This window comes from Phaeobacter sp. (assembly GCF_022825805.1).
GTDB lineage: Bacteria > Pseudomonadota > Alphaproteobacteria > Rhodobacterales > Rhodobacteraceae > Phaeobacter.
On the sequence record NZ_JAJDWC010000147.1, the window covers coordinates 1 to 12,187 of the forward strand.

Consider the following 12,187-nt stretch of genomic DNA (forward strand, 5'->3'; position numbering starts at 1 on the left):
ACCAGACCTCAGACGAGCGCGCCGCCGATCTGCCCGTCTGGACACATCTCTACAATTGGCACAGACCACACGCGGCCCTAAAATCAAAACCACCAATCAGCCGGTTACGATTAAATCGGAACAACCTATTGAGGCTCCACAGCTAGGGCCATCCCTATGTCGGGTCAGGCAAAAAGGTCATGCGCCAATTCCAGCGCGTCGATCAACACATCAACCTCTTCGGTGGTGTTATACATGCCAAAGGACGCCCGACAGGTCGCGCTGACACCCAGATGCTCCATCAGGGGGCCCGCGCAATGTTGGCCCGCGCGCACAGCCACCCCTTTCTTATCGAGGATGGTCGAGATGTCGTGCGCGTGGGCCGCGCCATCAAGCGTGAAGCTGAAAATCGCTGCTTTATCTGCGGTTTGCCCCTGAACGCTGACCCAGTTCAGGCCTGCGAGCCGGTCACTGGCATAGGCTCTCAACCCTGCTTCATGGGCTGCGATGTTCTCCATCCCGACACCCATCATGTAATCCAGCGCAACACCCAATCCGATCATCTGAACGATACCCGGCGTGCCTGCCTCAAACTTCATCGGCGCGTCATTGTAGATCACCTGATCGCGGCCGACCTCTTTGATCATGTCACCACCACCGATGAAGGGCCGCATCTCTTCCATCCGCTCGGGCCGGATATACAACGCACCCGAGGAGGACGGCCCATAGAGTTTATGTCCAGTGATGGCATAGAAATCGCATCCGATGTCCTGCACATCAACAGGCATGTGCACCGCCGCCTGTGAGCCATCGACCAATGTCGCCACACCACGCTCCCGCGCCGCATGGCAAATGGTTTTGACATCAACGACGGTCCCCAAGACATTGGAACACTGCGTGATTGCGATCAGCTTTGTCTTCGGACCGATGGCGTCAATCACCTTTTGCGGATCAAGGCTGCCGTCCGCTTCGGTTTCGACCCATTTGAGTGTCACACCTTGGCGCTCGCGCAAGAAATGCCAGGGCACGATATTGGCGTGATGCTCCATGATGCTGAGCACGATTTCATCACCCGCCTCGAGATGCGGCATCGCCCAGCCGTATGCGATGGTGTTGATGCCCTCGGTGGTGCCGGAGTTCATCACGATATGGTCTTCATGCGCGGCATTCAGAAACCGCGCGATGGTGCCACGCACGCTTTCATATTTCTCGGTTGCGAGATTAGAGAGATAGTGCAAGCCACGATGAACATTGGAATATTCTTCGGAATAGGCCCGTGTGATCGCATCAATCACAACCTGCGGTTTTTGCGCCGAAGCCCCGTTGTCCAGATAGGTCAGCGGCTTGCCATTCACCTCTCGCGACAAGATCGGAAAGTCGGCACGAATTTTTTCGATATCATACATGATCGGGAAGACCTAAGAGACCGGGGGCTTGTGAGCCCAGAAGAAAAGAAATCAACAAGGCGACAAGGATCGCAGACATCATCAACGCGCCAATCGCGCGCCAGATGGAGCTGAATTTATGCGCCTCCTGGATGAACATCACAAAAATCGCCAACATCACAAAGTTGCTGAGCATCGCCAGCAGCGATGCAGCGAGCGGCAAGATCAGATGTAGCACCATGACAACGGCAAACAACCCGATCTGCAGCGCATTCAGCCACACGGTCAGTGCCAGAATGCCAGCAAAACCGCCCTGCCCGCCAATCCAGCGCCCCGTCCATGTCAACAACACGCAGGTGCCAAGATGCAGACCAAAGGCCGCACCAGCATAAAGCAAAGATGGCATCCCAAAGGCTGCGCCGCCCACCGCGGGCAGCAAGAGTTCAGACAGCACCAGCAAGAGCGTGTTGACCACCGAGGTCAACGCCAACGCCAGCAACAGCGCCTCGCGCGGCCAGTTCATGTCCAAAATGGACCGCGCCGCGGCCCGAGGCGATTGGAAGGTCATCGCCAGAAGTGTTTGATACGGGTTCATTTCTCGCCCCACTGCACGTCGTTCACCCACGCGTTCAACGGATCAGCCACGCACCGGTGGCTGCACCCAATATGCCTGTATCAACCCTGAGGTCCAGAACCACAAGAACAGGATGAACCAGAGCCCACCCACAAGTGTCAATTCCAGACCTGGTCCGATAAATCCAGCGACCAAACCCCGCAACAACATCAGCGGACTGGCGGCCAGAAACGCCCAAAACAGCGCAAGCCGCGCCTGCGCACTGTCACCGCGCCCACGCAACAATCGCGCCAGCCAATGCGTGATCTGGGCCAATCCATAGAGCAGCAAAGGCGCAATGAAGATCAGCCCAAGCAGGGAAGCACCAAGCAACATATTCAGATCATCGCCTGTCAGATGGGCTTCGCGCGCGCGCACCGGCATGTTGGCGATGAAGGTCAGGGCGCACCCTGCCATGACCAATGCCAACAACCGGTTTTCTTGCAGCCCCATGGCAAGACGCCGCGCAATAACTCTGCGCGGCCCCTTATATGTGGCAACAATGTCCTGAGTGACCGACATCAGCGACGCCGCGCCAGCCAGCCTTCCAGCCGGGTGACAAGAGCGCCTGCGATCTCATCATCTTCGATCTCATCAACGGCTTCGGCCAGGAATGCCAGCGTCAGAAGATCTGTCGCAACATCCGCAGGCACACCGCGCGAGCGCAGATAAAACAGACCCTCTTCGTCGATCGCGCCAGAGGTCGAGCCGTGGGAACAAGCCACGTCATCGGCGTAGATCTCCAGCTCTGGCTTGGCCAGGAACTGGCTGTCGTCATCCAGCAGGAGCGACTGAGAAATCTGATATCCATCAGTCTTTTGCGCGCCTTCCTTCACCAGGATTTTGCCCTGGAAAACGCCGGTCGCACCATTGCGCAGCACCTTTTTGAAAACCTGGCGGCTCTCACAATTGACGGCGTCATGGGTGATGAACACGGTGTCATCGTGATGGAAATCACCGTCACCAACGCAAGCACCCGCAATATGGGCCATGGCATCGTCGCCTGTCAGCTCAATCACCGCTTCGTTGCGGGTCAGAACACCATTGACGGTCAGCGTGAAGGCCTTGAAAACCGACTCTTTGCCAAGACGGGCAAACAGATGGGTCGCGGCCCGGCGCTCGTGATCGCGGCCTTGCGCGCGCACCAGATGCAGGGTGCCACCGTCGGCCACGTCAACTTCCATGCACTTGTTGAAGCGCGAAGCCGCGGGACCGTTCTCTAGGATGGTCGCGGTTGCACCGCTTTCGACCCGCACGATGTGGTGCAGGATCGCATCCGAGCTGTCGGACTGATGGCGATAGACCAGGTTCACTGGCTTTGACGGGGTGCCGGTGACGCGGATGGCAACACCATCCTGGGCAAACGCTGTGTTCAGCGCCGCCAGCGGGCGTGCAACCGGGTCCTGCCCGCGCGCTTCCAGAACACCGTACAGGTCCTTGCCCCAATGGATGTCCTTGTCACAGATATCTGCGATCCGCTCGATGGAGATGCCTTCAAGGCTCAGATCATCGGACTCTTCGGGCGAAAACACACCATCGACAAACACGACTTTGATCCGGTCGAATTCATCGAACATCGGCGCTTCGCCCGCGTCAAATACGGCCGCTGCTGGCGCATCTGGCTGAACCAATGTGTCGGGACGGGTGTATTTCCAATACTCATCCCGGCGACCTGGCAGGCCAAGGGTCTGCACCCGCGACAGCGCAGCTTTGCGCGCCGCTGCGAGACAGCCGCCCTCTGGCATGGTCAGCGTCGCCAGAAGTGCCTCTGTTGCGGTTTGTTTCTGATCAGGAAGGCCCATTTACACCCCCTCTTCCGCGAGGATATCGGCGTAGCCGTTGTTTTCGACTTCCAGTGCCAGCTCTGGGCCACCGGTTTTAACGATACGGCCATCGGCCATGATGTGCACGACATCAGGTTTGATGTGATCGAGAAGACGCTGATAATGCGTGATAACCAAGAAACCGCGGCCTTCGTCGCGCAACGCGTTCACACCTTCGGACACCAGTTTCATGGCGTCGACGTCCAAACCGGAGTCGGTTTCGTCCAGGATGCACATCTTGGGTTCCAGCATCGCCATCTGCAGGATCTCGTTGCGCTTTTTCTCGCCGCCGGAGAAGCCAACATTGACCGGGCGCTTCAACATGTCCGCGTCGATTTTCAGCGTTTTTGCTTTCGCGCGCACTTCTTTCAGGAAGTCTGCAGCACTCAGCTCATCTTCTCCGCGGGCTTTGCGCTGTGCGTTCACCGCGGTGCGCAGGAACGTCATGTTGCCGACACCCGGAATTTCGACCGGATACTGGAACGCCAGGAAGATACCCGCGGCGGCGCGTTCTTCGGGCTCCATGTCCAGGATATCTTCGCCCAGCAGAGACGCCTCACCATCGGTGACTTCGTAACCGTCTCGACCGGACAGCACATAAGACAGCGTGGATTTGCCGGAGCCGTTGGGGCCCATGATCGCATGCACCTTGCCTGCTTCAACAGTCAGGTTCACGCCTTTGAGGATCTGCTTGTCCTCTTCTTCAAGTTTTACGTGCAAATTTTTGATTTCGAGCATGATTTCCTCGTTTTTTCTCTGCAGGCACTCGGCCCGGTCGATTACTGTTTGTCTAGTTTTGTTCAGCGGGCCTGCTCTGGCGCATCCAGCGCGGCAGGCTCGCCACATAGGTTTCTGGGGTCGTGTCGGCGATGCTCCCCCGCCGCACCAGCTCATCCAGCGCAACGAGCGCCAAATCATGGCTGTCGATCACACAGGCTGCCGTATAAGCCAGCGATTTGACCTGCGTGTCTGTCCACTCGTCCATGGTATCCAACGCACGGATATAGATCGCATCACCATCCAGCAGCTGACTGCGGGTGGCCCGCGCATCCAGTCGCCCACGCTGTGAGTGATCCAGGCCGACGGTCTTGGTGAAATCGAACTTGTGCAGGGCAAAGCCCTGATGGGCCAGCTCTTCATCCACCTCGCGCCACTTCGGTTCGTTCTGATAAATGCGATGAAACCGCACCTCGCAGATCACGCAGATGGCGTCCGACAGCCTGTCGCGACCGTGGACAAAAACGTCCAGCTCACCGCCCTGGATATCGATTTTCACGACATCCGGTTTCGGCAACTCCGCCTCGTCCAGTTGATCCAGCCCAACCAGTGTCATCTGGATCGGCTGCAGATCCGGTTTGTGCCACCGCGCCTTGCCAATGCGGGCGACAGAGGCCGCGTCAATCGGCACGCAAGAGGCAAGTCCGGACTGCGGATGGGGATAAAAGTCTGCTGGGCCAGGCTTTCCAACCGCGGCTTTGACGTAATGCGCCCGATCCTGCTGTTCGGCCTGCAAAGCAGCGAACGCCTCATCCCCCGGTTCAAATCCCCAGAGGTCACAGCCCCCGAGATCGAACAGATCCGCGTAGGGCGGCGTGTTGATCGGGTTGGCCCCAATGTCGACGATGCGCAGGGCGCGACTGGGGGCAAACGCGTCGTCCAGAACAGACAAGCGCGCACGAACGGCTGCCCGCCGCCGTGTCTCCTGTCTCTTGTTCTGTTTTGTTTCAACGACTTGCATTGCGTTTCACACCCAGGAATTCGCGCTTTGTAGATGGCGTCAGCCGATAACGACGGCGGTTCCACTTGCCGACACCATCAACATCGACTGGCCGACGACCTCGTAGTCCAGATCGACGCCAACGACGGCATTGGCGCCGAGCGCGCGCGCCCGATCCTCCAACTCATGAAGAGCCGTTTCGCGCGCGTCCTGCAGTTTGCTCTCATAGGCGCCAGACCGGCCACCGACGATGTCTGTGATGGAGGCAAAGACATCGCGCACCACATTGGCGCCCATGATCGCCTCACCCACCACGATGCCTTTGTAGTCGGCGATCTGGTAGCCTTCGACGGAGTTTGTCGTTGTGATGATCATTTTTTCCAATACTCCAACACTTTTCGTCCTTGCCGGGTGGTGAACCCCCAAAGCAGCAGAACGGGTCCTCCAAAAATCGCCAAACAGAGCAGCCCCGCCACAACTCCATTCCTGGCAAAGGCCATGATTGCCGTCAGCAAGGCAAAGACGAAAAGGGGTTTGGCAATGCGCTGAAAGAACCATATGAACGCAACGGCGCGAAGACCTTCTTTCGCATTGTATTCAAAGGTTTTGACCTCGGTCTTCGCCCTCTTTTCCACCGTCAGCTTTACCCCACAGACCCTTCCAGCGAGATCGCAACCAGCTGCTGGGCTTCCATGGCAAACTCCATCGGCAGCGCCTGCAGCACGTCCTTGCAGAAGCCGTTGACCACCAGGGCCACCGCCTCTTCCTCGTCCATGCCGCGCTGGCGGCAGTAGAACAGCTGGTCGTCATCCACTTTGGACGTCGTCGCCTCGTGCTCCACGCGGGAGGAGTTGTTCTTAACCTCGATGTAGGGAACCGTGTGGGCGCCACATTTGTCACCGATCAGCAAGCTGTCACATTGCGTGTAGTTGCGGCTGTCTTTCGCCTTCGGGTGCATCGACACCAAACCACGGTATGTGTTCTGTGCCTTACCGGCGGAGATGCCTTTGGACACGATGCGGGATTTGGTGTTTTTGCCGAGGTGCACCATCTTGGTGCCGGTATCAGCCTGCTGCATGTTGTTGGCGATGGCGATCGAGTAGAATTCGCCCTGGCTTTCCTCACCACGCAGGATGCAGGATGGGTATTTCCAGGTCACGGCAGAGCCGGTTTCCACCTGGGTCCACATCACTTTGGAGCGGTCACCACGGCAATCCGCGCGCTTGGTCACAAAGTTATAGATGCCGCCTTTGCCGTTTTCATCGCCGGGATACCAGTTCTGAACGGTGGAGTATTTCACCTCGGCATCCTCTTCGATGATGATTTCCACGACCGCGGCGTGCAGCTGTGCAGTGTCGCGCTGCGGTGCGGTGCAGCCTTCGAGGTAGGACACATAAGAGCCCTTGTCCGCGATGATCAGCGTGCGTTCGAACTGACCAGTGTTTTCTGCGTTGATGCGGAAATAGGTCGACAGTTCCATCGGGCAGCGCACACCGGGCGGCACGTAAACAAACGACCCATCCGAGAACACGGCAGAGTTCAACGTCGCATAGAAGTTGTCCGAGACCGGAACGACCGAGCCAAGATACTTCTTTACCAACTCGGGGTGTTCGCGGATCGCTTCGGAGATCGAGCAGAAGATGACGCCTGCTTCTTTCAGCTCTTTCTGAAAGGTCGTACCGACAGAGACGGAGTCGAACACCGCGTCCACAGCCACTTTGCGGCCCTCTTGCGGGCTGTCGCCTGCGCCTTCGACACCTGCGAGGATCATCTGCTCTTTCAATGGGATGCCCAGCTTTTCGTAGGTCGCCAGCAGTTTGGGGTCGACCTCGTCAAGCGACTTGGGCTTCACTTCCATCGATTTGGGGCGCGCGTAGTAGTACTGGTCCTGAAAATCGATCTCAGGGTAGCTGACCATGGCCCAATCCGGCTCGTCCATCTGTTCCCAACGCTGGAACGCCTGCAGACGCCATTCGGTCATCCACTCGGGTTCTTCGTTTTTGTCGGAAATCAGCCGGACGATATCTGGATTGACGCCCTTTGGCGCGTATTCCATTTCGATGTCGGTGTCCCAGCCGTATTTGTAGGTGCCACCGACTTCGCGCACAGCGTCGACGGTTTCCTGATCGACGCCTTCTTTCACCTGAATGTTATCCAAAGCGGTCATGGTCATCTCCTGCAATCCTCACGCCACCCGGGCGCGGTGTTTCTTCTGTTTTGCACACCACACTTCGGCAAAGCGCAGCACATCTGTTTCTGTTGTGTCTGGCCCAAGAGACACGCGAATGGCGCTCTGGGCGGTTGTCTGATCGAAACCCATCGCAGTCAGCACTGCGCTTGATTTCACTTTCCCACTGGAACATGCGCTGCCAGCACTGATGGCAAATCCGCTGAGGTCCATTTGCATGACCTGGGTTTCGCCTTTCCAGCCGGGTGCTGCAAAGCAGCTTGTGTTGGGCAAACGCGTTGCTGTTTTCCCGACAAAAATAGTATCGGATGCGCCCGCTACAAGGGCGTCCTCCATCAAATCGCGCAGCTTTTCGACACGCTGCCAAACGCCATCCGCAAGCGCCGCTGCAGCAGCTTCAGCTGCGGCCCCGAACCCTGCGATTCCAATGACATTTTCGGTCCCAGAGCGAAGCCCCATTTCCTGTCCGCCGCCGCGAATCTGCGCCGGAATATCGGTGCCACGCTTCATCACCAGGGCGCCAACACCTTTGGGGCCGCCAAGCTTATGCGCAGAGATCAACGCCATGGTTGCGCCCATCCAGTTGAACGCGACAGGCATTTTGCCAAACGCCTGGGTCGCATCGGTCAACGCAAGGCCCTCGGGCAGCGTTTGCACCACGCCGGTTTCGGAATTGGCCAACTGCAAAGTCGTGGCCTCTGGCTGCGAAACTGCAACGCGCCCGTCGGCTGCAACGGACAGATCTTCGACACTCCAGGCCCTGACCGCATCATGTTCGATTGGCGCGCCATGCAGCTCACGCCCCGCCATCGCCAAAGCAGCCCCTTCGGTCGAACCAGAGGTAAAGACGATATCTGCACCATCCGCACCAAAGGCTGCAGCAACCTGCGCGCGGGCGCGCTCCACCACAGCTTTGGCCGCACGCCCCTCTGAGTGAACAGAAGACGGGTTACCGCAACGCTCCATCGCGTCGATCATCGCCTGCTTCGCCGCCGATGTGATCGGCGTCGTTGCATTATGATCCAGATACACCCGTTGCATGGCCAAGTTTGGCTCCATTTCAGATCTAGTGCCCACTGTCAGTTTCGGGGCGTAATAGTTATTTTTACCAGCGACTTACAAGGCGTTTCTCAGAGGTTTTCTGCAGCTTAAGTAGGCGATTGCAGAACCCACCCCCGAAATACATCTTAAATCCCAACTCGCTGCGATCAGTCATCCACCACAGCAAAGAGCGTGGGTACCGCTGGGCAAGGCGCAAGATCGTTCCGCACCACATCAGACAGCCGTGTCTGATGCAGAAAGACGTAAACATGGGCGCTCAACCCCTCCCACAACCGGTTGGTCAGTGATTGCGCACGGCTGCCGGACAAACCACCAGAGGCACCCGCGCCTTTGTGCATGGCATCGACGGTTTCATCGACGGCTGCCAGGATATCGACAACCCGGATGTCGGACGCTGGCTGCGCCAGACGGTAGCCACCACCGGGCCCACGCACCGATTCAACAAGCCCCGCGCGCCGCAGCTTTACAAACAGCTGTTCGAGATAGGGCATGGAGATATCCTGCCGCTTGGAGATATCACCTACGTTGACCAGCTGATCCGCAGGCTGCAGCGCGATATCCGCGAGCGCCACCATCGCGTAGCGACCTTTTGTGGAAAGTTTCATAACAAATAGGTCTCCATCAGCGGGCGAAGCAGCGAAAATATTGACGTTCTCGACTGCAATGCGTATCTCAGCGGGACGACAGCGAGACGTGGCCTCTGCCATCAATTAGAACCGTTCTAAGGTGCCCGACGGAATTCGTCAAGTTTTCCCGACATGCACCTTCAAAAATAAGAGTAGGATCCTCTCACCCATGCCTGAGGTCATTTTCCCTGGACCCGAAGGCCGCCTGGAAGGCCGCTATCATCCCCAAAAAGAAAAAGACGCGCCAATCGCGATTGTTCTGCACCCGCACCCCCAGTTCGGTGGTACGATGAACAACAAGGTCGTCTACAATCTGCACTACGCCTTCTACAACATGGGCTTCACGGTTTTGCGGTTCAATTTCCGCGGGGTTGGGCGCAGCCAGGGCGAATACGATCAGGGTGTTGGCGAATTGTCCGATGCGGCATCCGCACTGGATTATCTGCAGTCAATGAACTCCAACTCCAAGCACTGTTGGGTTGCTGGGTTCTCCTTTGGCGCGTGGATCGGCATGCAGTTGCTGATGCGGCGGCCGGAAATCACCGGCTTCATCTCTGTGGCGCCGCCTGCGAACATGTATGACTTCTCGTTCCTTGCACCCTGCCCATCGTCCGGCCTGATCATCAACGGCACCGCTGACCGGGTGGCACCGCCTGCGGACACCGTCAGCCTGGTCAACAAGCTGCACGAGCAAAAAGGCATCACCATCACCCACACCGAAGTCGAGGGCGCGGATCACTTCTTCCAGGATGATCACATGGACCCGATGATCGACACGGTGTCTGATTACGTGAAGCGCCGTCTGACGGAGAATTCACGCTAATGGGCACGATTGAAACGCTGGCCCAAAAGCTCGCGGTGGACACCCTGAAGGTACAGGATGCCACCGGCGAAGACCGCCTGTATATGGAGGTCAGCCAGGTTTTGGGGGCAGCGTCTCAATCACTCGAAGAAGCGTTTCTGACAGAAATGCGGGTGCGTCTTGCCGAGCGCAAGGCGCGCGATTTTCTGAACAATAAAATTATTTCAGCCAAAGCTCATTTAACTGCCAAAGAGACCGAGAATGATTGACCCTGCTGCGCGACTTGACCGTCAATTCCAATTTCTTCTGGAGGCGGACAAGTTACGCAGCGTAGAGCGGCAAAATCTGATCCTCGATGGCTCGCGCGTTGAAAACTCCGCAGAGCACAGCTGGCACCTGGCCCTTTATGCGGCGGCTCTCTCCCCTTTCGCCCCGAAAGACGTGACCACCGAGCGCGTGATGCAGATGTTGTTGCTGCATGATCTGGTCGAAATCGATGTGGGCGATGTTCCGATCTCCGAAGACGCCGATTGGGACCAGATCGCCAAGGCAGAAGCAGAAGCCGCACAGCGGTTGTTTGGCCTGCTGCCAGACGATCAGGGGCAACGCTTCCTCGCCCTGTGGGAGGAGTTTGAAGCCGGGCAAACCGCGGATGCGGTCTGGGCGAAGCGCATCGACCACTGCCAGCCGATCATGCAGACGCTGTACAACAAGGACGTGCCAGCTTTTCATCTGGATGTGGTGCGCGACAACGTCTTTGGCGGCCGCGCTGCGGCGCTGGAAACCGATTTCCCAGAGATATATCAGCATATTACATCGCGTCTTGAAGGTAAGGCGCCCAACAACGATCTGGCCCAGCCTATCGCTTTTCTGAACGCATCTGACGGTCTGAAAACAGTGCTGCGCGCCACAACGCTGGGCGATGGATCCCGCCGGGAAAACTCCGCCGAGCACAGCTGGCACATCATGCTTTACGCGTGGGTTTTGGCCGAACACAGCCACGCGCCTATCGACGTCAACCGGGTTCTGCAGATGTTGCTGCTGCACGACATCGTGGAAATCGATGCGGGCGATGTCCCCATTCACACCAGCCTCAGCCCAGAGGATCTGGCCCGGATCGAAGCCGAGGAGCAAGCCGCCGCTGACCGGCTGTTTGGTCTGCTGCCCAGGGCAGAAGGCCAGCAGTTCCGCCAGATCTGGCAGGAGTTCGAAGATGCCCAGACGAATGACGCGGTGTTTGCCAAAGCCATCGACCGCGTGCAGCCGGTGTTGCTGAACCTGTTGTCCGGCGGTGGCAGCTGGCGCGACTATGATGTGACCCTGACACAACTCGACACCCGCGTCGGCCAGAAGGTCCAGCGTGGCGCACCCAAGGTCTGGGACCATGTCAGGAGTCGCGTGGCGCCATGGTTTTCTGAAAATACAAGCATTTAAATCACGTCATTGAAGTTGCGGAGCCGACGATGCCAGTTCACTACATCTACCTTGTTTTGGCAGTGATCGCCGAAACCGTTGGCACCACCGCGCTGCAGGCGAGCCAGCAATTCAGCCGCCTGGGTCCATCGATCCTGGTGGCGGTGGCCTATGGGTTGGCATTTTATCTGATGGCGTTGACCCTGCGCAATATGCCGGTGGGTGTGGTCTATGCCATCTGGTCGGGGTTGGGGATTTTCTTCATCGCTATCATTGGCTGGCTTGTATTCGGCCAGCGGCTTGACCTGCCCGCGGTTCTTGGCCTGATTTTGATCATGGCCGGGATTTTGATCATCCATCTGTTTTCCAAAACCTCTGGACACTGAGGCGCATCAGCCCCAGGGACAGTTTCAGCCCAACCCCAGATCTGCCCGAGGTCCGCTCTAGGTGTGAGCTTTCAACAGGTTGTCCATTCGATCCAGACCGAGTTGGTTGGAGTTACCAAGCACCAACCCTATTCGGAGGGATCGAATGAACATTCACAGCAATGCCAGACTGACACCTTTGGGTCGAGCGCGA

At 57.7% G+C, this 12,187-nt stretch carries 14 protein-coding genes and 1 pseudogene; 5 read left to right on the plus strand and 10 right to left on the minus strand.

Annotated elements, in window-relative coordinates; translation table 11 throughout:
- A pseudogene (locus Q0C28_RS16700) lies at positions 1-146 on the plus strand (IS481 family transposase); the annotation flags it as partial.
- Positions 147-164: 18 nt separating this feature from the next.
- Here the strand turns inward: Q0C28_RS16700 and Q0C28_RS16705 are convergent.
- The 10 genes from Q0C28_RS16705 to Q0C28_RS16750 all read right to left on the minus strand — a co-directional run bounded on the left by Q0C28_RS16705 (position 165) and on the right by Q0C28_RS16750 (position 9,372).
- Positions 165-1,385, minus strand: a complete 1,221-nt coding sequence (locus Q0C28_RS16705) for a cysteine desulfurase (RefSeq protein ID WP_293577486.1) — start codon at positions 1,383-1,385, stop codon at positions 165-167.
- Complete coding sequence (locus Q0C28_RS16710; RefSeq protein ID WP_293577487.1) at positions 1,378-1,959, minus strand: YIP1 family protein; 582 nt, start codon at positions 1,957-1,959, stop codon at positions 1,378-1,380. The genes Q0C28_RS16705 and Q0C28_RS16710 overlap by 8 nt, the downstream gene beginning before the upstream one ends.
- Before the next feature lie 42 nt (positions 1,960-2,001).
- A complete protein-coding gene (locus tag Q0C28_RS16715) occupies positions 2,002-2,499 on the minus strand; it encodes a YIP1 family protein (RefSeq protein WP_293577488.1) in 498 nt (165 codons plus the stop codon).
- The gene (locus Q0C28_RS16720; protein ID WP_293577489.1) at positions 2,499-3,779 is read right to left on the minus strand and encodes a SufD family Fe-S cluster assembly protein; all 1,281 of its coding nucleotides are present in this window, start codon (positions 3,777-3,779) and stop codon (positions 2,499-2,501) included. The genes Q0C28_RS16715 and Q0C28_RS16720 overlap by 1 nt, the downstream gene beginning before the upstream one ends.
- Positions 3,780-4,538 (minus strand): Fe-S cluster assembly ATPase SufC, encoded by a 759-nt coding sequence (gene sufC / locus Q0C28_RS16725; protein WP_293577490.1) that lies wholly within the window; start codon positions 4,536-4,538, stop codon positions 3,780-3,782.
- 52 nt (positions 4,539-4,590) lie between these two features.
- Positions 4,591-5,538 (minus strand): FkbM family methyltransferase, encoded by a 948-nt coding sequence (locus Q0C28_RS16730; RefSeq protein WP_293577491.1) that lies wholly within the window; start codon positions 5,536-5,538, stop codon positions 4,591-4,593.
- Positions 5,539-5,577: 39 nt separating this feature from the next.
- Positions 5,578-5,892 (minus strand): heavy metal-binding domain-containing protein, encoded by a 315-nt coding sequence (locus Q0C28_RS16735; RefSeq protein ID WP_293577492.1) that lies wholly within the window; start codon positions 5,890-5,892, stop codon positions 5,578-5,580.
- Between the two features lie 268 nt (positions 5,893-6,160).
- Complete coding sequence (gene sufB, locus Q0C28_RS16740) at positions 6,161-7,684, minus strand: Fe-S cluster assembly protein SufB (RefSeq protein ID WP_293577493.1); 1,524 nt, start codon at positions 7,682-7,684, stop codon at positions 6,161-6,163.
- 18 nt (positions 7,685-7,702) lie between these two features.
- Positions 7,703-8,746: a cysteine desulfurase family protein gene (locus Q0C28_RS16745; RefSeq protein WP_293577494.1), complete on the minus strand. Its 1,044-nt coding sequence runs from the start codon at positions 8,744-8,746 to the stop codon at positions 7,703-7,705.
- A 167-nt stretch (positions 8,747-8,913) separates the two neighbouring features.
- A complete protein-coding gene (locus Q0C28_RS16750; RefSeq protein WP_293577495.1) occupies positions 8,914-9,372 on the minus strand; it encodes an Rrf2 family transcriptional regulator in 459 nt (152 codons plus the stop codon).
- A 190-nt stretch (positions 9,373-9,562) separates the two neighbouring features.
- Here Q0C28_RS16750 and Q0C28_RS16755 point away from each other — a divergent pair, with 190 nt between their 5' ends.
- From Q0C28_RS16755 to Q0C28_RS16770, 4 genes are read left to right on the plus strand one after another with little or no spacing between them, the layout of a single operon-like run.
- Positions 9,563-10,216 carry an alpha/beta hydrolase gene (locus Q0C28_RS16755; RefSeq protein WP_293577496.1) on the plus strand — a complete coding sequence of 218 codons (654 nt, stop codon included), beginning with the start codon at positions 9,563-9,565 and terminating at the stop codon, positions 10,214-10,216.
- On the plus strand, positions 10,216-10,464 hold the full coding sequence (locus Q0C28_RS16760) for a hypothetical protein (protein WP_293577497.1): 249 nt from the start codon (positions 10,216-10,218) through the stop codon (positions 10,462-10,464). Before Q0C28_RS16755 ends, Q0C28_RS16760 begins: the two co-directional genes overlap by 1 nt.
- Entirely contained in the window at positions 10,457-11,629 is a 1,173-nt protein-coding gene (locus tag Q0C28_RS16765; RefSeq protein WP_293577498.1) for an HD domain-containing protein, read from the plus strand. The genes Q0C28_RS16760 and Q0C28_RS16765 overlap by 8 nt, the downstream gene beginning before the upstream one ends.
- A gap of 29 nt (positions 11,630-11,658) precedes the next feature.
- A complete protein-coding gene (locus tag Q0C28_RS16770; protein WP_293577499.1) occupies positions 11,659-11,994 on the plus strand; it encodes an SMR family transporter in 336 nt (111 codons plus the stop codon).
- Positions 11,995-12,187: the final 193 nt, after the last annotated feature.